The sequence below is a fragment of the Hydrogenophaga sp. T66 genome, assembly GCF_057219855.1.
The window spans coordinates 1,362,183-1,382,519 of sequence record NZ_JBXVVX010000001.1; the positions used below are offsets into that span (position 1 = coordinate 1,362,183).

Below are 20,337 nucleotides of genomic sequence, written 5' to 3' on the forward strand. Positions count from 1 at the left end.
AGCCTTGCCATGGACCTGATCAACAACCTGTCGCTCGGCTTTGGCGTGGCCTTCACGCTGCAAAACCTGCTGTACGCCTTCGTGGGCTGCCTGCTCGGCACGCTGATCGGCGTGCTGCCCGGCATCGGCCCGCTGGCCACCATTGCCATGCTGCTGCCCGTGACCTACGGGCTGGAGCCGGTGTCGGCCCTCATCATGCTCGCCGGCATCTACTACGGCGCTCAGTACGGCGGCTCAACAACCGCGATCCTGGTGAACCTGCCGGGCGAGTCGTCGTCGGTGGTCACCGTGATCGACGGCTACCAGATGGCGCGCAAGGGCAGGGCGGGGCCTGCGCTGGCCGCCGCCGGTCTGGGCTCCTTCTTCGCTGGCTGCGTCGGCACCCTGGTGCTGGCCGCGTTCGCGCCGCCGCTGACCGAGGTGGCCCTGAGTTTCGGCCCGTCGGAGTATTTTTCGCTGATGATCGTGGGCCTCATCGGCGCCGTGGTGCTGGCGTCGGGTTCGCTGGTCAAGGCGCTGGCCATGATCGTGCTGGGCCTGCTGCTCGGCCTGATCGGCACCGACGTGAACTCCGGCGTCGCCCGGTTCTCGTTTGACATCCCGGAGCTCACCGACGGCATCAACTTCGTGGTGATTGCCATGGGTGTGTTCGGCTACGGCGAAATCATCAGCAACCTGTCCCACGGCGACGAGAAGCGCGACGTGTTCACCGGCAAGGTGACCGGCATCTTCCCGACCGCCCAGGACTTCAAGAACATGCTGCCGGCCGTGATCCGAGGCACGGCGCTGGGCTCGGTGCTGGGCATCCTGCCGGGCGGCGGTGCGCTGCTGTCGTCGTTCGCGGCCTACACGATCGAGAAGAAGACCAAGCTGAAGGCCGGCGAAGTGCCGTTCGGCCAGGGCAACATCCGCGGCGTGGCCGCGCCCGAATCGGCCAACAACGCCGGCTCGCAGACGTCCTTCATCCCGCTGCTGACCCTGGGCATCCCGCCCAACGCCGTGATGGCGCTGATGGTGGGTGCCATGACCATCCACAACATCCAGCCGGGCCCGCAGGTGATGACCAGCAACCCCGAGCTGTTCTGGGGCCTGATCGCCTCCATGTGGATCGGCAACGCCATGCTGGTGATCCTCAACCTGCCGCTGATCGGCATCTGGATCAAGCTGCTGACCGTGCCGTACCGCTGGCTGTTCCCGGCCATCATCCTGTTCTGCGCGATCGGGGTGTACAGCACCAACAACAACAACTTCGACATCTGGATGGTCGCGCTGTTCGGTCTGATTGGCTACCTGTTCATCAAGCTTGGCTGCGAACCGGCGCCCTTGCTCCTGGGCTTCATCCTGGGCCCGATGATGGAGGAATACCTGCGCCGCGCGCTGCTGATCTCCCGCGGCGACTGGTCGGTGTTCGTGACTCGCCCGATCTCGGCCTCGCTGTTGGCCGTGGCGGTGCTGTTGCTGGTGATCGTGTTGTTGCCATCGATCAAGAAAAAACGCGAGGAAGCGTTCGTGGAAGACTGATCGGGACCCGCCGGTGGAAGCCGGTGTGGTCGACACGGGGCTCAGGCCCCGTGTTTTCTGCTGCTGCGAATTCCACGATGTATATTATGTAAAGTAATGGACGGGCGCGGGCCCACCGTATCCAGTCCAGCCGATCTGGGTCCTCCCATCTCCGAACGACCGGGTTCGCGGTTTCCCATGATCGGGTTCGCCGCGACATGCGTCGCGGGCGTCCCCAGGGTGCCACTGCGCTGTTGTCTTTAGGGGAAATACCCCCGACGGTGGCCCTGGGGCGCGCGATTCCCGAACCTACAATCCATCGCCTCAACAACCGTTGGCGCGGCGATCCCGCGCTGGAGAGAGACCCGTTCATGAAACACCTGATCCTGTCCCTGAGCCTGATCGGCGCCGTGGCCCTGACCGCCTGCGGCAAGAAGGAAGAAGCGGCCCCCGCCGCCCCGGCACCGGCCGCTGCGCCCGCCGCCGCCCCGGCGCCCGCGCCGCTGCCCGAGCTGAAGGTTGCCATCGACCCGACCTACCAGCCGTTCACCTTCAAGACCCCCGACGGCAAGCCGACCGGCTTTGACGTGGACATCGCCGACGCGCTGTGCAAGGAAATCAAGCGCCAGTGCGTGTACGTCGAACAGGTGTGGGACGGCATGATCCCGGGCCTGCAGGCCAAGAAGTACGACGTGATCATCAGCTCGATGTCGATCACCGACGAGCGCATGCAGGTCGTCGACTTCACGGACAAGTACTACAACACCCCCAGCCGCATCGTCGTGAAGGCCGACACGCCGTTCACCGACCTCAAGTCGCTCAAGGGCAAGAAGCTGGGCGTGCTCAAGGGCAGCACCCAGGAAAAGTACGCCATGGGTGAACTCAAGCCGGCAGGCGCCACGATCGTGCCTTACGAAGCCCAGGACCAGGTCTATCTGGACATCAAGTCCGGCCGTCTGGATGGCACCGTGGCCGACCAGGTGGAAGTCAATGGCGGCTTCCTGAGCAAGCCCGAGGGCGCCGGTTACGGTTTCGTCGGCCCGGTGCTGAAGGACCCGAAGTACTTCGGCTACGGCGCTGGCGTGGCCCTGCGCAAGGGTGAGACCGCGCTCAAGGACGAGCTGAACGCCGCCATCAAGGCCATCCGCGCCAATGGCACCTACGACACCATCATGAAGAAGTACTTCAACTTCGACGTGTACGGCGAGTAATCACCGCGGTTTTTCCCGCCAACGGGACGATCCGGTTTGTCCGGTTACTTCGTTTCCATCCTGGAAGGCGCCCTCCTCACGGTGGGCGTCTCCCTGGCCGCCCTTGGGGTGGCCATTTTGTTGGGACTGGCCGGTGCGGCGGCCAAGCTCTCGGGCCGCCCGGTGCTCGTGGGCGTGGCCACCGTGTACACCACGCTGGTCCGCGGTATTCCCGAACTGGTGCTGATGTTGCTGGTCTTCTACGGCGGCACGATCGGCATGAATCACCTGCTGGAGGCCCTGGGCAGCCGGGCCACGGTGGACATCAATCCTTTTCTCGCCGGTGTGCTGACGATCGGCTTCATCTACGGCGCCTACATGACCGAGACCTTCCGCGGCGCGATCCTGGCGATCCCGCGGGGGCAGATGGAGGCCGCATGGGCCTTCGGCATGGGCCGCCTGCAGACTTTCCTGCGCATCACGCTGCCTCAGATGGTGCGCTACGCCCTGCCCGGCTTCACCAACAACTGGCTGGTGCTGATCAAGGCCACGGCGCTGGTGAGCCTGATCGGTCTGCACGAGATGACCTACCTCGCCAAGCAGGCCTCGTCGGCCACGCGCGAGCCTTTCACGTTCTTCCTGTTCGCCGCGGCGCTGTTCCTGGTCTATACCTCGGTGTCGCTGTGGGCCCTGCGCTGGCTGGACCGGCGTTTCAGCCTGGGCGTCAAGCGCCCGGGGGTCTGAGGCGGGGGCTCCATGAAGTGGGAAGTCATTTTCCAGCCGACCACCCTGGCGCTGTACGCCGAGGGGCTGGCCACCACGCTGACGCTGCTGCTGTCGTCGCTGGCGGTGGGCGCGGTGCTGGCGCTGGTGTTTGCGCTGGCCCTGACGAGCACGATCGCGCCGCTGCGCTGGATCGTCGGCGCCTACACCTATGTGATCCGCGGCACACCGCTTCTCATCCAGCTCTATCTGATCTACTACGGGATTTCGCAGCTGGAGTGGGTGCAGGCCCGGTGGGACGAGGTCTGGCCCTGGACGCACTTCAAGGACCCGTTCTTCTGCGCGCTGCTGGCGTTCAGCCTGAACACCGCGGGCTACACGGCCGAGATGCTCGCCGGCTCGATCCGCGAAACCGCCGCCGGCGAAATCGAGGCAGCGCAGGCCATGGGCATGAGCCGCTCCCTCGCCATGCGCCGCATCGTGCTGCCCAGCGCGCTGCGCCGCACGCTGCCGGCCTACAGCAACGAGGTCGTGATGATGCTGCACAGCACCAGCGTGGCCAGCGCCGTGCCGGCCATGCTGGACGTCACCGCCGCCGCCAGCCGGATCTATTCCGATTTCTACCTGCCGTTTGAGGCCTACATCGCCGCGGCCTGCGTCTACCTGGTGATCACCTTCTCGCTGGTGGGGCTCTTCAAGCTCGCCGAGCGCCGCTTCCTGGCCCACCTGGCACCGCGCACCCACTGACCCGTCCCACCACCGGCGCTGCCCATGACCCGCGACGAGATCGAGCTGCTCAACCCCAGTCTGGGCACCCGCACCACGCTGGTGGCCTTTCGCTTCGGTGATCCCGACGCCCGCCCCAAGGTGACCATCCAGGCCAGCCTTCACGCCGAGGAACTGCCCGGCATGCTGGTGGCCCACCACCTGCGCGCCGCGCTCGAAGCCGCCGAATCCGAAGGCCGCCTGCGCGGCCAGGTGATCCTGGTCCCGGCGGCCAACCCGATCGGGCTGAACCAGCGCCTTGATTACAAGGCGATGGGCCGCTTTGAACTCGAGACCGGCGAGAACTTCAACCGCCACTACCCCGACCTCGCCAGCGCCGTGTTCGAAGCCGCTCGTGGGCAGATGGGCGCCGACGCAACGGCCAACGTGGCCGCCGTCCGCCGCCTGGTGGGTCAATGGCTGGACGCCTGGTCACCGAACACGCAGCTGGAGAGCCTTCGCCGCGCCCTGCTGCGGCTGGCCCACGACGCGGACGTCGTGCTGGACCTGCACTGCGACTGGGAGGCCGTGATGCACCTCTATGTGGAGGAGCCCTGCTGGGCACCGATCGAGCCGCTGGCCCGGCTGCTGGGCGCGCGCGCGGTGCTGCTCGCCCGCGATTCCGGGGGCGGCCCCTTCGACGAATGCCTCTCGGGCCTGTGGTGGCAGCTCGCCCAGCGCCTGCGGGCGGCGGGCATCGACGCGCCCCTGCCCCAGGGATGCGCCAGCACGACCGTGGAACTGCGCGGCGAAACCGATGTGAACCACGCGCTCGCCGCTCCGGACGCGCAGGCCGTGATGGCCTATCTGGTCCACCTCGGCGTGCTCACCGGCGAGCGCCCCGCCCTGCCCCCGCTGCCGTGCACGCCCACGCCCCTGGCTGGCTCGGAGACCTTGCACACGCCGGTGCCCGGCGTGGTGGCCTTCCACGCCCGCCCTGGTGACACGCTGGCGGTGGGCGATCCGGTGGCCGATGTCATTGATCCCACCGCGCCCGGTGCGTCGCGCGTGCACACGGTGCGCGCGGGCGTGGCCGGCGTGCTGTACGCCACCGTCGCGCAACGTTATGCGGTGGCTGGTGGCGAACTCGGCAAGATCGCGGGCAGCCGTCCGTTCCGCACTGGCCCGCTGCTGGGCGCCTGAAGCTTCCTCCCATGACCACCCCATCCGCCACCGCCGCCCCGGGCCAACCGCTGCTCGAGGTGCACGACATCCACAAACGCTTCGGCGCCAATGAGGTGCTCAAGGGCGTGTCCCTGCAAGCGCGCGCGGGCGACGTGATCAGCCTGATCGGCAGCTCCGGCTCGGGCAAGAGCACGCTGCTGCGCTGCATCAACCTGCTGGAAAAGCCCAACGCCGGGCGCATCGTCCTCGGGGGCGAGGAGCTGCAGCTCAAGGCCGACCGCCATGGCGAACTCCAGGCCGTGCGTGCCGAGCAACTGCAGCGCCTGCGCACGCGGCTGGCCATGGTGTTCCAGCACTTCAACCTCTGGGCGCACATGACGGTGTTGCAAAACATCATCGAGGCGCCGGTGCACGTGTTGGGGGTGCCGCGCGACCAGGCGGTGGCCACCGCGCGGAAATACCTGGAGCGGGTGGGCCTGCGTGGCGTGGAAGACCGCTATCCGGCCCACATGAGCGGCGGCCAGCAGCAGCGCGTGGCGATTGCGCGGGCGCTGGCGGTGGAGCCGGCGGTGATGTTGTTCGACGAGCCCACCAGCGCCCTCGACCCGGAGTTGGTGGGCGAGGTGCTGCGGGTGATGAAGCTGCTGGCCGAAGAAGGCCGCACCATGCTGGTGGTCACCCACGAGATGGGCTTCGCGCGCGAGGTCTCCTCGCACCTGATCTTCCTGCACCAGGGATGCATCGAGGAACAGGGCGTGCCCGCCGAGGTGCTGGCCCGCCCGAAATCGGAGCGTCTCGCGCAGTTTCTGAAGGGCAACCTGAAGTAAGCCAGGCGGGTCGGCGGCGCGGGCGTCCGCGGGCGCGCGACGCTTTCAGCTGGCCAGGCGCGAGGGCGATCCGCCCAGCACCATCGCGCCGTCCACCAGGCGGAACGACAGCGTGGGTGCGCTGAAATCGCTGAACGGCGCGCCCATGGCGATCTCGCCATCGCTGTGCAGCAGACACTCCTGCCGGCGCAGCACGATCACGTGTTCCCCGCCGTTGAACCGCACCCAGGTGCCGTAGCTGCTGGTGTCTTCCAGCACATAGCTGCCCGAACGGAACTCGATGCGCGCGTGCAGCCGCGACACGCGCGGGTCGCTGATGACAAAGCTGGCCTCCGCAGCGCGGCCGATTTCGATCGGCAGGTCCTTGATGCCAAACACGCGCGTGGTGTCCAGGCAGACCAGTTCGATACCGCTGTTGCGCGCGTCGTCTCGGGGCGGCAGCGAATGCAGCTCCGCCGGCATGGTCAGGAATTCCGAGGGCATCTCCGACTGCCACTCGATGCGAAACACCTCGCAGGGCTCGGCTTTGCCTTTGATGCGCATCGGCCCCAGGCTGCGGCTGCGGATGCTGCCGCGCCCGGCGCCCAGCGCGTGCACCGCGGTGTCGCTGGCCAGGATCTGCTCCGGCCCGGCGAGATCGCTCAGGCGCGACGCCATGTTCACCGCATCACCAAAACAGTCGCCATCGACCACGACCACCGCCCCGCGCGCCACGCCCACCTGCACCTGCAACTTGAGGTTGGAAGGCCACTGCCGGGCGCGCTGGGCGTGCTCCTGCTGGATCTGGACCACGGCATCGAGCGCCTTGCGGTTGTCGGTGAACGACATCAGCACGCCATCGCCCAGCATCTTCACCACCGTGCCCCCGTGTTCCTGCCCCTTGAAGCCAATCCACTGGGTCAGCTTGGTGATCGCCTTGGTGGCCCGGTCATTGCCCAGCGTTTCGAAAACCGAAACGCTGCCGGTGAGGTCGACGAAGGCGATGGTGAGGTCAGGCATGGGGCGCAACAACGGGCCCGCCAAGCGAGCGCACCACCGCATTCGACCACAAGGACGCGGCGTGGAAACAACGTACCCGACAAGGGCCCGGGAAAACCCCCACCGAACGGCTGGTCAAGTGCCCATTTGTACCCATCCGTATTAGTTTTTCTCAAGTAACTGTCGAGATTCGGCCGCTAAGCGCTTGATTTCGATGTTGTTTTTTGGAATCACCCTCGACCGCTTGAGACTGCGGTGATTGCCGTATGTCACATGTGCACCTTATGCTGTTTCTCCCGTTCACGATGCGTACCTTCTGACACATGCGGTGGTTCAAGCCCGGTTTGCGCAACAGCCTGTCGGCCCTGCTGGGGCCCGACCTGGCCCGTGACTATTCGGAAATGCTGGAGCCGGTGCGCCAGGCCATGCTGGACACGCTGGGCACGGAAGGTGCCCGGGCCAATCCCGGCCTGGTGCGGCGGCTGAAGTTCCTGCACGACGCCCACGCGCTGTGGTACGCGCGCGCCGAGGTGGTGGCCACGCTCAGCCGCATCCACGGCGAGGCCCTGGCGGTGCACCGCGTGCAGGCCCTCTCCCCCCTCTTCCAGGGCCTGATCCCGCAGGCCCTGATCGACGCCGCCCGCCAGCGCACCCGCTGAGCGCGACCCGCGCAGGCGCCGCGCAGTCAAACGGCGGGGCCGTGGGCCGCGGTCGGGGGGTACCGTCAACCCCAGAGCAGCAGCGCGTCGCGCCCTTCCACCAGCAGCTCCACCGACTGCCCCACCGGCAACAACACCTTGGTCGGCACGTGGCCGAAGGGCAGCCCGGTGAACACCGGCACCGGGCAGCGCTCGCGCAGTCGCTGGACCACGCTCGCCAACCCGAAACCCCGGTCGTAGCCCGCCACCGGCGTGAAGCGGTTGAACGCCCCCAGCAGCACCGCTTTCTGCCGTCCCAGGATGCCGGCGTCGAGCAGTTGGGTGAGCAGTCGCTCGATCCGGTAGGGGTGTTCACCCACGTCCTCCAGAAACAGCACGCCGCCTTTCACCGCCGGGAGCCACGGCGTGCCCACGAGCCCGCACAGCACGCTGAGGTTGCCCCCCCACAGCGTGGCGCGGGGAATGTGCAGCCGGTGTCCGTCGCCGAAATGGCGCGCGTCGGCCACCGGCAGGCGCCAGCCAGTGCCTTCGCCCTGGCCCAGCAGCAGGTCGTCAAAGCACGCGGCCATGATCTCGTCGGGCGCCTCGGTGGTGCCGAAATCCTCGCCCAGGGCCGGCCCAGCCCAGGTCGGCGTCTTCTCCCGCGCCAGCACCGCCAGTTGCAGGGCGGTGAAGTCGCTCAAGCCCACGAACTGGGTGCCGCGGGCCACGGCGTCGGCGATGGCGCGGTACGGCAGGTCGCCCAGCAGGCGCGTGAGGCCGTAACCGCCGCGGCTGATCAGCGCCACGTCGGCCCCGCTGGCGGCGGCGCGCCCGATGGCGGCCAGTCGGGTGGCGTCATCGCCGGCGAAGCGCTGGTGGTGGGTGAGCGCGGCGCTGTCGAGCTCGACCGTGTGCCCCAGGGCCTGCAGCCGCTTCACGCCACGGCGGAAGGCGGCCTTGTCGCGCACGGCGCTGGAAGGAGAGTAGATGTAGATGTGGCTCATGGGGCGGCGGGGGTGCGCTCGGTGGAGTGCGCTCGGTGGGGTAGCGGCCGCTCAGCCGGCGGTGAAGTGGCGCACGGCCGCTTCGGCGATGGGAAGACCGTGTTCCTGCACGAAATGGCCGGCCTCGGGCAGGCGCATCGGCTCGGGGCAGCCGCGGATCTGCGCCCGCAAGGCCTGCATGACCGGCTCGCCGAGCACCGGGTCCTGCAGGCCGATGGCCATCAGGCTCTGGCCTGTCCAGCGATCGCGCCAGAACGCGGCCGCCTCGCGCGACACGGCCGCGCCGGGCGCCTCGGGAGCGTCGGGCACCATCGGCGGAAAGGCGCGCAGGGCGGCGCGGTGGCCTGGGTCGGGAAACGGGGCGTTGTAGGCCGCGCACTCGGCCTCGCTGAGCTGCGGGTTGCCGCGGCCAAACAGCCGCCCGACGTCGAACGTCGGTTTCTGGGCGCACATCGCGCGCCAGGCCAGAAAGCCAGGGGACAGCGGCTCGGTGCCGGTGGCCAACAGGGTGTTCATGACGAGCAGGCCGCGGTAGCGCGCGGGCGCGGCCATGGGCAGGGTAAGACCGAGAATGCCGCCCCAGTCCTGGACGACCAGCACGGTGCGCTGCAGGTCGAGGCGTTCGATGAATTCCAGCAGGACGCGGCGGTGGAAATCGATGCTGTGCGCGCTGTCTTTCTTGGGCTTGTCGCTTTTGCCGAAGCCGATCAGGTCGGGCGCCACCACGCGGTCGCCGGCGGCGAGGAAGACCGGGATCATATGCCGGTAGAGATAGCTCCAGGCCGGGTTGCCGTGGAGGCACAGCCACACCCGAGAGGCATCTCGTGGACCTTCGTCGAGGTAGTGCAGCCGCCAGCCGTTCAGGCTGGGCAGGTCGCTGAGGTAGTGCGGCGCCCAGGGGTAGCCGGGCAGGCCATCGAAGGCGCTGTCGGGCGTGCGCAGCGCGTCGTCGCGCAGGGGGTGAAGATTCACGCGTCGCTCCTTGAAAAAGCCGCGCAGCAGCGCGGCGGCTTCGTCGGCCGCCACACCGCCGGTGACGCCGGTCCGGTGGTTCAGCGCGGGCTGGGCAAACAGGTCGATCACCGACCCGGCGCTGCCGGTTTTGGGATCGGCCGCGCCGTAGACCACCCGCGCCAGCCGGGCGTGGAGGATGGCACCGCTGCACATGGCGCAGGGCTCCAGCGTGACGTAGAGGGTGCAGCCGTCGAGCCGGTAGTTGCCCAGGGCCTGCGCGGCGGCGCGCAGCGCGACGACCTCGGCGTGGGCGGTGGGGTCGTGGTCACCAATGGGCGCGTTGCGGCCGCGGCCGATGACCGCGCCGTCTTTCACCACCACCGCGCCCACCGGCACCTCCCCGGCCGCGGCGGCGGCCCGCGCCTGGGCCAGGGCTTCCTCCATGAAGGCGCGGTCGGCGGCGGGGTCGGTCGGGCTCATGCGGCGAGTGTAGACGCCGCCCGCCGGGGGTATCCGCAGGGCGCCGGGGCCCGGGGGCGCGTGGCATCATCGCGGGTTGTTCTGGTTAACCCGAATATGCCCCTCCCCGTTTCCGACCGCCGCTGGGAACTCGACGCGCTGCGCGGGCTGATGCTCGTGCTGATGACGCTGACCCACATGCCCACGATGTACTCGCTGCCGCTGGGCCAGCCGCTGGGTTTCGTGTCCGCGGCCGAGGGGTTTGTGCTGTTGTCGGCCTGCCTGGCCGGACGCGTTTACGGGGCCAGGGCACGGCGCCACGGGGTGGGGGCGTTGCAGACGGCCTGCCACGACCGCGCGCTCACGCTCTACCTCTGCCACGTAGGACTGCTGGCGCTGGCGTTCACCGCGATCGCCTGGTTCGGCGTCGCCAACCACCAGGGCGGCGTGACCGGCATGCTGGAGTTCTACCTGGCGGACCCGGCGCGGGCGGTGCGCGCGGCGCTGCTGCTCTGGTACAGCCCGCCGCTGCTCGACATCCTGCCGCTCTACATCGGGCTGATGTTGCTCACGCCGTGGGTGTGGCGCGCGGCGCAGCGCTGGGGCTGGGGGACGGTGCTGGCCGTCAGCGCGCTGCTCTGGCTGGCCCAGCAGGCCGGCGCCGGGGCGCGCGTGTACGCGGTGCTCTCGGACGGCCTGCCGTGGGCCGTGCCATACGAGCGGATGGGCTCTTTTCACGGTCTGGCGTGGCAGCTCCTGTGGGTGGCCGGCTTCTGGCTCGGCAGCCGGACGCAGCCGCTGCCGGCGGTGCCGCGCGGTCTGGCGTGGCCGGCGCTGGCGGTGGTGGTGGCCATGCTGGCCTGGCGACACGTGGCTGGCCAGGACCCAATGCCCGGCGTGGCGGCGGTGGCGGCGCTGCTGGACAAATGGTCGCTCGGCCCCTGGCGCTTGCTCAACCTGGCCGCCTGGGTGGTGGTGCTGCTGGCCTGGGGGCCGCGGCTCGCGCGTCTCTGGCCGCGGCCCCGTCCGCTCGAACTGCTGGGTCGCCAGTCGCTGCCGGTGTTTGTGGCGCATCTGGTGATCGTGATGCTCACGCTGGCCTTCTTTGGCTCACCGGAGGTGGTGCGGCCCTGGACCACGGATCTGGGGCTGTTGGCCGCGGCCTTTGCGGGGCTGTGCGGTGTGGCGCTGTGGCGGGAGAAGGCCGAGCGGTCGGCGGCCGGTGGCCGCTGGCTGTCAGGGGCGCAGGTGCGCTGAGATCACCTGCCGCCACAGGGCATAGCCCTCGGCGCTGAGGTGTAACTGGTCGCGCACGAACAGCTCGGGCCGGGGGCGGCCGTCGTTGTCCAGCATGGCGGTGTGAACGTCGATGTAGTCCAGCCGCTCGCCCGCCAGCGCCCAGGTCTGCACCAGCAGGTTGGCCTCGCGCATCGCGTCGGTCAGCGCCAGCCGCGACGGACTGGGCTTGATCGACACAAAAGCCACCCGCACCGCCGGCAGCGCCTGCCGAAGCCCGTCAACGACCCGCACGAAAGCGGCCAGCACGTCCTGCGGCGACGCGCCCTCGGCCAGGTCGTTCTCCCCGGCATACACGATCACGAGCCGGGGCGCGTGGGGCACCACCAGCGGGCCGATCCATGTCGGCCAGTCGCTCAGCCGGGACCCGCCCACGCCGCGGCGCACCACGGGTGTCTCGCCGGGGAAGGCCTGCTCCAGACCGCCCCAGAGCCGCACCGTGGAACTGCCGATGAACACGACGCCGCCGGGCACCGGCGCGAGGCGCTGGTCGAGCGCCCGCCACGCATGGACCTCCGCCTGCCACCGCGCGGGCGGCGGCGGGATCAACGCTGCCTGGGCGGCCGCCTCGCGGCCCAGCGGCCCCAAGCCGGCTAGCGCCGCGCTGCCAAGCCCGACCAGCCAGCGCCGACGCGACAGACTCATGCCGCCGACGCTCCCGTCAGGCCGAGGCGTCGCATCCACGCGGCCAGCGCGCGCTCGTGGTCGTTGCCCCGCTCGTAGGCCACCAGCATGCCGGCGTGGGCCTCGGGGCGATGCTGGTTGAGCTTGAGCTTGGTCTGCAGGCTGGCCACGCGCAGTTCAAAGGCGTGGATGCCATTCATCATCTTGTGTTGATAGTCCTCGGGCAGCGCGCGCCACTGGGCGGCGTAGGCCGGGTCGTGGTCGTGGATCAGGTGCTTGAGGAGTCGGTCCTTGTCTTCAAACGACTCGATGAACCGCGCGCTCACCCTCGCATGCACCGCGACATAGCTCCACGTTGGCACGCGAACCAGATCGGGATACACGCGCGGCGACATGTAGGCCTGCGGCCCCTGGAACACCACCAGCGCCTGCGGCCGCGCGCGCAGGTGGGCCGCGTGCGGGTTGGGCCGCGCGACGTGACCCAGCAGCGTGATGCCGCCGTCTTCCTCGACCGCGTGGAGCGGGATCGGCGTGACGAACGGAAAGCCTTCGTCGTCGGTGGAAATCAGCTGGGCGAACGGCTGTTCGCGCATCACAGCCAGTGCGTGGGCCGGCTCGCGCGCAGCGAATTGGGGCGGAAGATACATGGGCTAGTGTTCAACGGTGGCGCTGCAGTGTAGGCCGCGTCGCCTGCCCCGGGTACAGTGGCGCCCCGCACCCACGCCCATCTGGCCCCCTGACGAGCACCATGCCCCGTTTCGCCGCCAACCTGTCCTTCCTCTACCCGGAACTCCCCTTCGCGGAGCGATTCGCCGCCGCCGCGGCCGACGGTTTCGGGGCGGTGGAATACCTGTTTCCCTACGACGAGGCGCCCGCCACGCTGGCGCAGCGACTGCGCGACCATGGCCTGCGCCAGGTCCTCTTCAACGCGCCACCGGGCGACTGGGCGGCGGGCGAGCGCGGGCTGGCCGCCCTGCCGGGGCGGGATGCCGAGTTCATGGCCGGGATCGAGCGGGCGCTCGACTACGCCACCGCCCTCGCCTGCCCGCGGGTCCACGTGATGGCCGGCCTCCTGCCCGCCGGCGCCGATCTGGCCCGCCACCGCGCCTGCTTCGTGGAGCGCCTGCAGACCGCCGCCGCGCGCGCCGCGACGGCGGGCGTCACGCTGACCATCGAGCCGATCAACCCGCGGGACATGCCCGGCTACTTCCTCACCCACCAGGCCCAGGCCCACGCCCTGCTCGACGACATCGGTGCCTCCAACGTGCAGGTCCAGATGGACCTGTACCACGCCCAAATCGTCGAAGGCGACCTCGCCACCCGGCTGCGCCGCTGGCTGCCCACCGGCCGCGTCGGCCACCTCCAGATCGCCGGCGTGCCCGAGCGCCACGAGCCCGACATCGGCGAGATCAACTACCCGTACCTGTTCCGCCTGATCGACGAGCTGGGCTACGACGGGTGGATCGGTTGTGAATACCGGCCGCGCCGGGGCGTGGTGCCCGGCGGAACCTCGGCCGGGTTGGCCTGGCGCCGAGCCTGGGAAGGTCCGGCGATGTAGCGGGCCTGATCCTTCAGCGCTGCAGAGGGATCACTCCCACTCGATCGTCGCCGGCGGCTTGCTGCTCACGTCGTAGGTCACGCGGTTGATGCCGCGGACCTCGTTGATGATCCGGCTCGACACCCGCTTGAGCAGGCTGTAGGGCAGCTCGGCCCAGTCGGCGGTCATGAAGTCGCTGGTCTGCACCGCGCGCAGGGCGACCACATAGTCGTAGGTGCGGCCATCGCCCATCACGCCCACGCTTTTCACCGGCAGGAACACGGTGAAAGCCTGGCTGGTCAGGTCGTACCAGCTCTTGCCCGAATGCGGCTCAATCGTCGATCGCAGTTCCTCGATGAAGATCGCGTCGGCGCGGCGCAGCAGGTCGGCGTATTCCTTCTTCACCTCGCCCAGGATGCGCACGCCCAGGCCCGGGCCCGGGAACGGGTGGCGGTAGACCATGTCGTGCGGCAGGCCCAGGGCCACGCCCAGCTCCCGGACCTCGTCCTTGAACAGGTCGCGCAGCGGTTCCAGCAATTTCAGGCCCAGTTGCTCGGGCAGGCCACCCACGTTGTGGTGGCTCTTGATGGTGACGGCCTTCTTGCTCTTGGCGCCGCCGGATTCGATCACGTCCGGGTAAATCGTGCCTTGTGCCAACCACTTGGCGCCTTTTGTTGAAGCGCCACTTGAAGTCAGCTTGGCGGCCTCGGCCTTGAAGACGTCCACGAACAGGCGGCCGATGATCTTGCGTTTTTGCTCCGGGTCGCTGACGCCAGCGAGTTCGCCGAGAAACAGGTCGGCCGCGTCCACGCGCACCACCTTCGCATGCAGCTGGCCGGCAAACATGTCCATCACCATGTCGCCTTCGTTGAGGCGCAGCAGGCCGTGGTCAACGAACACGCAGGTGAGCTGGTCGCCGATGGCGCGGTGGATCAGCGCGGCGGCGACGGACGAATCGACGCCGCCCGACAGGCCGAGGATCACCTCTTCATCGCCCACCTGGGCACGGATCTGTTCCACGGCTTCGGCGATGTGGTCGCGCATCACCCAGTCGGGGTTCGTGCCGCAGATCTGCAGCACAAAGCGCTCCAGCATCGCGCGGCCCTGCACGGTGTGGGTCACTTCGGGGTGGAACTGCACCGCATAGAAGCGCCGGGCTTCGTCGGCCATGCCGGCGATGGGGCAGCTGTCGGTGCTGGCCATGAGCTTGAAGCCTGGGGGCAGCTCGGTCACCTTGTCGCCGTGGCTCATCCACACCTTGAGCATGCCGTGGCCCTCGGGCGTGTGGAAATCGGCGATGTCTTTCAGCAGCGCGGTGTGGCCACGCGCCCGCACCTCGGCGTAGCCGAACTCGCGGGTGTTGGAGCCTTCCACCTTGCCACCGAGTTGCTGCGCCATGGTCTGCATGCCGTAGCAGATGCCGAGCACCGGAATCCCCAGCTCGTAGACCGCGTCGGGCGCCTTGTCGTCCACCTCGTACACGCTGGCGTGGCTGCCGGAGAGCACGATGCCTTTCAGTCGCCCGTCGGCCGCGAACCCGCGCACCCACTCGCTGCTCACGTCGCACGGATGCACCTCGCAATAGACGTGCGCCTCGCGGATGCGGCGCGCGATGAGCTGGGTGACCTGGGAGCCGAAGTCGAGGATGAGGATCTTGTCGTGCTGCATGGTGGTCGGTGAACTTCTAAAAAGGCACGGGCCGCCTCGAAAGACGACCCGTTGAGCAAGAGGCCACCCACCCAGGGCACCGCGGAACTGGCTTGGCCAGGCCGCAGGTGCCGCCCCCTGGGGGGTGACGCCGCAGGCGGCGCGGGGGGTATCAATCAGCCCGGTAGTTCGGCGCTTCCTTGGTGATCTGCACGTCGTGCACGTGGCTCTCGCGCATGCCGGCGGCCGTGATCTGCACGAACTCGGCCCGGTCCTTCATTTCCTGGATCGTTCCGCAGCCGCAGTAACCCATGCTGGCGCGCACGCCGCCGGCGAGCTGGAAGATGATCGCCACCACCGAGCCCTTGTAGGGCACGCGGCCCTCGATGCCCTCGGGCACCAGCTTGTCGGCGTTGGGGTTGCCGGTGCTGCTTTCCTGGAAGTAGCGGTCGGCGCTGCCTTGCTGCATGGCGCCGATGGAGCCCATGCCGCGGTAGCCCTTGTAGCTGCGCCCCTGGTACAGGATGACCTCGCCCGGGGCCTCTTCGGTGCCGGCGAACATGCCACCCATCATCACGCTGCTGGCGCCCGCCGCGATGGCCTTGGCGATGTCGCCGCTGTAGCGGATGCCGCCGTCGGCGATCAGCGGAATGCCACTGCCGCGCAGTGCGGTGGCGACGTTGTCGATCGCCGTGATCTGGGGCACGCCCACGCCCGCCACGATGCGCGTGGTGCAGATCGAGCCCGGCCCGATGCCCACCTTGACCGCGTCTGCACCGGCTTCCGCCAGCGCCAACGCAGCCGCGCCGGTGGCGATGTTGCCGCCCACCACATCGACCTGCGGGTAGTTCTGTTTGACCCAGCGCACCCGCTCAATCACGCCACGGCTGTGACCGTGTGCGGTGTCGACCACGATGGCGTCAACCCCGGCCTTGACCAGCGCCTCCACGCGCTCTTCCGTCCCCTCGCCCACGCCCACCGCCGCGCCCACGCGCAACCGGCCCGCGGCATCGCGTGCGGCGTTCGGGAAGTTGAGCTGCTTGGTGATGTCCTTCACCGTGATCAGGCCCTTGAGCTCAAAGGCGTCATTCACCACGAGCAGGCGCTCCAGCTTGTGCTTGTTCAGCAGCGCTTTGGCCTCTTCCGGCGTCGTGCCCTCCGGCACCGTGATCAGCCGCTCGCGCGGCGTCATGATTTCGCGCACCGGCAGGTCGTAGCGGGTCTCGAAGCGCAGGTCGCGCCCGGTGACGATACCGGCCACCGTGCCGTTGGCGATCACCGGAAAGCCGGAGACACCCAACTCGTCGGACAGCTTCATCACCTGCCGCACCGTGGTCTCGGGGGTGATCACCACCGGATCGCGCAGCACGCCGCTTTCATAGCGCTTGACCTTGGCGACCTGCGCCGCCTGGTCGGCCGCGGTCAGGTTCTTGTGGATGATGCCCATGCCGCCTTCTTGCGCGATGGCGATCGCCAGGCGGGCCTCGGTGACCGTGTCCATGGCAGCGGACACCAGGGGCAGGTTGAGCTGGATGTTGCGGGAGAAACGGGTGGCCAGCGAGGTGTCCTTGGGCAGGACCTGGGAGTACGCGGGCACCAGCAAGACGTCGTCGAACGTGAGCGCGTTGCCGAGGAGGCGCATGAGGGAGATCTCCAAAAACCGGATTGTACCCACGCGTCACGCCCCTCCCGGACGCGCGCCTACCCCAGGAACCGCCGCCGCGCCATGCCGCACAGCGGCGACAAACGGCACTCCGGCGGCAGCCAGCGCGGGCTCGCAACCCCGGCGATACACTGCCGCGCATGAGCACCCACGCCCGCCTCCTCCACACCACCCTCACCTTGTTGTGCGCCGCCACCCCGCTGCTGGCGTCGGCGCAATGGCAGTGGATCGACAACAGCGGCCGCAAGGTGTTCAGCGACACGGCGCCCCCGCCGGACGTGCCCACCAAGAACATCCTGAAAGCGCCGGCCGCACCGGTGCGCGCCGCCGCGCCGGTCGCCCCGGCTGCACCCGCAGCGGCCCCCGCCGCCGAAGCCCGCCTCGGACCGGACGGCAAACCCGCACCGCCCGCCGCGCCGGCGAAGGACAACGAGCTCGAAGCGCGCAAGAAGGCAGCCGAAGCCGCGGAAGAGGCCAAAAAGAAGGCCGAAGCCGACAAGCAAGCCCAGGCCCGCGCCGACAACTGCGAGCGTGCCCGCCGCGCCAAGGCCACGCTGGACTCGGGCGTGCGCATCGCGACCACCAATGCCAAGGGCGAGCGGGAGGTCCTGGACGACGCCGGGCGCAAGGCCGAGGCCGATCGCATCGACGCCATCATCCGCAGCGACTGCGGCCCCGCCGCCCGCTGACCCCGCTTGCCTCGCGCGGGCATCAGGCCCGAGCCCGCGACGGGCGGCCTTTACGACCGGGGGCAACGAGCCCGGTTCAGTAGCCGGATTTCGAGCCTGGACGCCGGCGCGCGAACAGCCCGGCCGTGCGGGCGCCCTGCCCTGCAAAGCGCTCCCGGCGCGCCACTTTCGGGTCCACGCGCAAATCGCGCACCCATTCGACCCGATCGCCGTCGTGGAGCGCCTGGTCCAGCGTCGCCGCCCGACTCCAGACGCCGACGTGCCACGACGTCGCCAGCCCGTCCTCGCCGTCCCACCAGCCAGCGGCGGCCAGCGCGTCGCGCACACACGAGCCCGCTGCCAGCTCCACCACACATTCCTCGGTCTGGCGGGGTGCCGGCGCCCGGACCACGGTCACGCGCAGCCGGGCCGGTGTGGGCGAATCAGCCGGCGCCATACACCTGGTCCGCGCGTTTGACAAAAGCATCCACCAGGCTGCCGGCGATGCGGTCAAACACCGGACCGACGATCGCCGCCAGCGCCGCGTTCGAGAATCCGTAGCTCAGGGTGAACTCCACCTTGCAGGCGCGCTGGCTGCCGTCGCCCAGGGGAGTGAACTGCCACTGGCCATCGAGCCGAGAGAACGGTCCATCGAGCAGCTCCATCTGCACCCCACGGCCGGGCTGGTGGGTGTTGCGGGTGGTGAAGCTCTGTTTCAGCCCGCTGATCGCCATGCCGACGCGCGCCACCATACCGTCCTCGCGGTGCTCGATCACCTCGCCATGGTCGCACCACGGCAAAAACTGCGGGTAGTGCTGCACGTCGGTCACCAGCGCGTACATCTCTTCGGCGCTGTGCCACAGCAGCACGGACTTGTGGATGGTTTTCATACAATCGGCGCCCGGCGCGTCGCGGCCGGACCGCAAATTCTAGGGGGCTTGCCATCGGTGCCCCGCGCCCCCACCTCAATACCCATGGCCTCCTCCGCTCCCACCGCCGCGCCCAAACAGCCCGGCAAGCCCGCCGGCAAGTCCTCGCCCAAGAAGCCGGTGGACAGCCGCATCGCCGACAACAAGAAGGCGTTGTTCAACTACGCCATCGAAGAGCGCTTCGAGGCCGGCATGGTGCTGCAAGGCTGGGAGGTGAAGGCCCTACGCGAGGGCAAGGTCCAGCTCACCGACGGCTATGTGGTGATCCGAAACGGCGAGCTGTTCCTCATCGGCTGCCAGATCAACCCCATCCGCACCACCAGCACCCACGTCAGCGCCGAGTCCGCGCGCACCAAGAAGCTGCTGCTCCACAAAGACCAGATCCGCCGCCTGATCGGCAAGGTCGAGCAAAAGGGCAACACGCTGGTGCCGCTCAACCTGCACTGGAAGGCGGGCAAGGTGAAATGCGAAATCGCGCTGGCCAAGGGCAAGGCCGAACACGACAAACGCGACACGATCAAGGACCGCGAAGGCAAGCGCGAGGTGGAGCGCGCGCTCAAGGCGCGCCACCGCTAAAAAAAAGCACCGCGGGGCGGTGCTCAGTCGTCTCCCTGGTATTTCGTTGCGTTCGGTGTGACAGACCGCCGGCGACTTTAGGTGGCCGCGACGACCGCTGTGCCGGGGGTATCAGCCCAGGGCGCGCAGGGGGTGGGCGTGGGGCGGCCACGGTGGGGCGAAGTAGGCGTCGACGTCGGCGGGCGTGACCTCTTCGACCCGGGCGGGGTGCCACTTGGGCTGGTGGTCTTTGTCGATGGCGAGGGCGCGGATGCCTTCGACGGTGTCGCTGGCGGGGCCGGGGCGCACGTGGAAGCAGCGGCGCACGAGGTCGCGCTCCAGCCGCAGGTCGTCGGCGAGGCTGAGGCTGCGGGCGCGGCGGATGAAGGCGAGCACGACGTGGAGCATCAGCGGGGAGCGCTGGCGCAGGGCGGCGGCGGTGTCGCGGGCCCACGCGCTGTCGGTGGCTTCGAGGGCGTGGACGATGGCGGTGGCGTCGGGCAGCGCGAACACGCGCTCGAGCTCGGCGGCCGGCCACGGCGCGGGGGCGGGCGTGGTGCTGAGGTGGCTGGCCACCCAGCGCTCGACGGCGTCGCCGTTTTCGAACGGCGTGGTGGCCAGGCTGGCCCACAGGCCGGGCAGACGGCCGGACTCGATGTGGCCGTCGGCCAGCCCGGCGGTGATGGCTTCGCGACCGGCGAGCACGCGGCCGGTGAGCGCGAGGTATTCGCCCAGGCGACCGGCGCAGCGGCTCAGGAAGTAGCCGCCGCCGACATCGGGGAACAGACCGATGTTGGTCTCGGGCATGGCCAGCTTGCTGCGCTCGGTGATCACGCGCAGGCTCGCGCCCTGACTGACGCCCATGCCTCCGCCCATGCAGATGCCGTCCATCAGCGCGATGTAGGGCTTGGGGTAGGTGTGGATGAGGTGGTTGAGGGCGTATTCCTCGGTGAAGAAGTCTTCCAGCTCGGGGTTGCCGGCCAGCGCGGCCTGATGGAAGAAGCGGATGTCGCCGCCGGCGCAGAAGGCGCCGAAGGGCCCTTCCTTGTGAACGCCGCGAATCACCACGGCCAGCACGGCCGGGTCATCGCGCCAGGCCAGCAGCGCGGTGGTCAGGTCGCGCACCATGCCCAGGGTCAGCGCGTTGAGCGCCTTGGGGCGGTTGAGCGTGAGGCAGCCCACGCGGCCCATCACTTCGGCCACGACTTCGGTGGTCACCATCGGTTCCGACATGCTTGTTTCTCCTCCAGGG

Annotated in this window: 21 protein-coding genes; 11 read left to right on the forward strand and 10 right to left on the reverse strand. The window is 69.0% G+C overall.

All coding sequences use genetic code 11. From position 1 onward, the window contains the following. The first annotated feature begins 9 nt into the window (after positions 1-9). The 6 genes from AC2D80_RS06305 (at position 10) to AC2D80_RS06330 (ending at position 6,130) form a co-directional block, all read left to right on the forward strand. Positions 10-1,521: a tripartite tricarboxylate transporter permease gene (locus tag AC2D80_RS06305; RefSeq protein ID WP_484632118.1), complete on the forward strand. Its 1,512-nt coding sequence runs from the start codon at positions 10-12 to the stop codon at positions 1,519-1,521. Positions 1,522-1,871: 350 nt separating this feature from the next. After that, positions 1,872-2,711, forward strand: coding sequence for an ABC transporter substrate-binding protein (locus AC2D80_RS06310; protein ID WP_484632119.1), 840 nt, complete (start codon positions 1,872-1,874; stop codon positions 2,709-2,711). 36 nt (positions 2,712-2,747) lie between these two features. Continuing rightward, positions 2,748-3,434 (forward strand): ABC transporter permease, encoded by a 687-nt coding sequence (locus tag AC2D80_RS06315; RefSeq protein ID WP_484632120.1) that lies wholly within the window; start codon positions 2,748-2,750, stop codon positions 3,432-3,434. Between the two features lie 12 nt (positions 3,435-3,446). After that, a complete protein-coding gene (locus AC2D80_RS06320; protein WP_484632121.1) occupies positions 3,447-4,160 on the forward strand; it encodes an ABC transporter permease in 714 nt (237 codons plus the stop codon). A 24-nt stretch (positions 4,161-4,184) separates the two neighbouring features. Next, complete coding sequence (locus AC2D80_RS06325; protein ID WP_484632122.1) at positions 4,185-5,321, forward strand: succinylglutamate desuccinylase/aspartoacylase family protein; 1,137 nt, start codon at positions 4,185-4,187, stop codon at positions 5,319-5,321. A gap of 11 nt (positions 5,322-5,332) precedes the next feature. Further along, positions 5,333-6,130 (forward strand): ABC transporter ATP-binding protein, encoded by a 798-nt coding sequence (locus AC2D80_RS06330; RefSeq protein ID WP_484632123.1) that lies wholly within the window; start codon positions 5,333-5,335, stop codon positions 6,128-6,130. 45 nt (positions 6,131-6,175) lie between these two features. Here AC2D80_RS06330 and AC2D80_RS06335 read toward each other — a convergent pair whose 3' ends face one another. Further along, positions 6,176-7,129 (reverse strand): FHA domain-containing protein, encoded by a 954-nt coding sequence (locus AC2D80_RS06335; RefSeq protein ID WP_484632124.1) that lies wholly within the window; start codon positions 7,127-7,129, stop codon positions 6,176-6,178. Positions 7,130-7,431: 302 nt separating this feature from the next. Between AC2D80_RS06335 and AC2D80_RS06340 the strand changes: the two genes are divergently transcribed. Next, positions 7,432-7,767, forward strand: coding sequence for a hypothetical protein (locus AC2D80_RS06340; RefSeq protein ID WP_484632125.1), 336 nt, complete (start codon positions 7,432-7,434; stop codon positions 7,765-7,767). A 65-nt stretch (positions 7,768-7,832) separates the two neighbouring features. Here the strand turns inward: AC2D80_RS06340 and AC2D80_RS06345 are convergent, their stop codons facing one another. Together AC2D80_RS06345 and tadA are read right to left on the reverse strand one after the other, a co-directional pair. Continuing rightward, complete coding sequence (locus AC2D80_RS06345) at positions 7,833-8,753, reverse strand: LD-carboxypeptidase (protein ID WP_484632126.1); 921 nt, start codon at positions 8,751-8,753, stop codon at positions 7,833-7,835. A gap of 51 nt (positions 8,754-8,804) precedes the next feature. Then, positions 8,805-10,187, reverse strand: a complete 1,383-nt coding sequence (tadA, locus tag AC2D80_RS06350; protein ID WP_484632127.1) for a tRNA adenosine(34) deaminase TadA — start codon at positions 10,185-10,187, stop codon at positions 8,805-8,807. A 96-nt stretch (positions 10,188-10,283) separates the two neighbouring features. Between tadA and opgC the strand changes: the two genes are divergently transcribed. Next, complete coding sequence (gene opgC / locus AC2D80_RS06355; RefSeq protein WP_484632128.1) at positions 10,284-11,423, forward strand: OpgC domain-containing protein; 1,140 nt, start codon at positions 10,284-10,286, stop codon at positions 11,421-11,423. On the opposite strand, the gene AC2D80_RS06360 is transcribed toward opgC, so the two are convergent. After that, positions 11,403-12,107 (reverse strand): GDSL-type esterase/lipase family protein, encoded by a 705-nt coding sequence (locus AC2D80_RS06360; RefSeq protein ID WP_484632129.1) that lies wholly within the window; start codon positions 12,105-12,107, stop codon positions 11,403-11,405. The two genes, opgC and AC2D80_RS06360, sit on opposite strands and share 21 nt — an antisense overlap. Further along, complete coding sequence (locus tag AC2D80_RS06365; RefSeq protein WP_484632130.1) at positions 12,104-12,733, reverse strand: FMN-binding negative transcriptional regulator; 630 nt, start codon at positions 12,731-12,733, stop codon at positions 12,104-12,106. The genes AC2D80_RS06360 and AC2D80_RS06365 overlap by 4 nt, the downstream gene beginning before the upstream one ends. A 101-nt stretch (positions 12,734-12,834) precedes the next feature. On the opposite strand from AC2D80_RS06365, the gene otnI reads away from it, so the two are divergent. After that, positions 12,835-13,644 carry a 2-oxo-tetronate isomerase gene (gene otnI / locus AC2D80_RS06370; RefSeq protein ID WP_484632131.1) on the forward strand — a complete coding sequence of 270 codons (810 nt, stop codon included), beginning with the start codon at positions 12,835-12,837 and terminating at the stop codon, positions 13,642-13,644. Between the two features lie 30 nt (positions 13,645-13,674). On the opposite strand, the gene guaA is transcribed toward otnI, so the two are convergent. Together guaA and guaB are read right to left on the reverse strand one after the other, a co-directional pair. Continuing rightward, positions 13,675-15,291, reverse strand: coding sequence for a glutamine-hydrolyzing GMP synthase (gene guaA, locus AC2D80_RS06375; RefSeq protein ID WP_484632132.1), 1,617 nt, complete (start codon positions 15,289-15,291; stop codon positions 13,675-13,677). 151 nt (positions 15,292-15,442) lie between these two features. Continuing rightward, entirely contained in the window at positions 15,443-16,912 is a 1,470-nt protein-coding gene (gene guaB, locus AC2D80_RS06380; protein WP_484632133.1) for an IMP dehydrogenase, read from the reverse strand. Positions 16,913-17,073: 161 nt separating this feature from the next. Here guaB and AC2D80_RS06385 point away from each other — a divergent pair, with 161 nt between their 5' ends. Continuing rightward, a complete protein-coding gene (locus AC2D80_RS06385; protein ID WP_484632134.1) occupies positions 17,074-17,622 on the forward strand; it encodes a DUF4124 domain-containing protein in 549 nt (182 codons plus the stop codon). A 76-nt stretch (positions 17,623-17,698) separates the two neighbouring features. Here the strand turns inward: AC2D80_RS06385 and AC2D80_RS06390 are convergent, their stop codons facing one another. Then, on the reverse strand, positions 17,699-18,058 hold the full coding sequence (locus AC2D80_RS06390; protein ID WP_484632135.1) for an RnfH family protein: 360 nt from the start codon (positions 18,056-18,058) through the stop codon (positions 17,699-17,701). Continuing rightward, positions 18,045-18,491: a type II toxin-antitoxin system RatA family toxin gene (locus tag AC2D80_RS06395; RefSeq protein WP_484632136.1), complete on the reverse strand. Its 447-nt coding sequence runs from the start codon at positions 18,489-18,491 to the stop codon at positions 18,045-18,047. The genes AC2D80_RS06390 and AC2D80_RS06395 overlap by 14 nt, the downstream gene beginning before the upstream one ends. A gap of 84 nt (positions 18,492-18,575) precedes the next feature. On the opposite strand from AC2D80_RS06395, the gene smpB reads away from it, so the two are divergent. Then, entirely contained in the window at positions 18,576-19,106 is a 531-nt protein-coding gene (gene smpB / locus AC2D80_RS06400; RefSeq protein WP_484632137.1) for an SsrA-binding protein SmpB, read from the forward strand. A 111-nt stretch (positions 19,107-19,217) separates the two neighbouring features. Here the strand turns inward: smpB and AC2D80_RS06405 are convergent, their stop codons facing one another. Next, positions 19,218-20,318, reverse strand: coding sequence for an enoyl-CoA hydratase/isomerase family protein (locus tag AC2D80_RS06405; protein ID WP_484632138.1), 1,101 nt, complete (start codon positions 20,316-20,318; stop codon positions 19,218-19,220). Positions 20,319-20,337 lie beyond the last annotated feature (19 nt).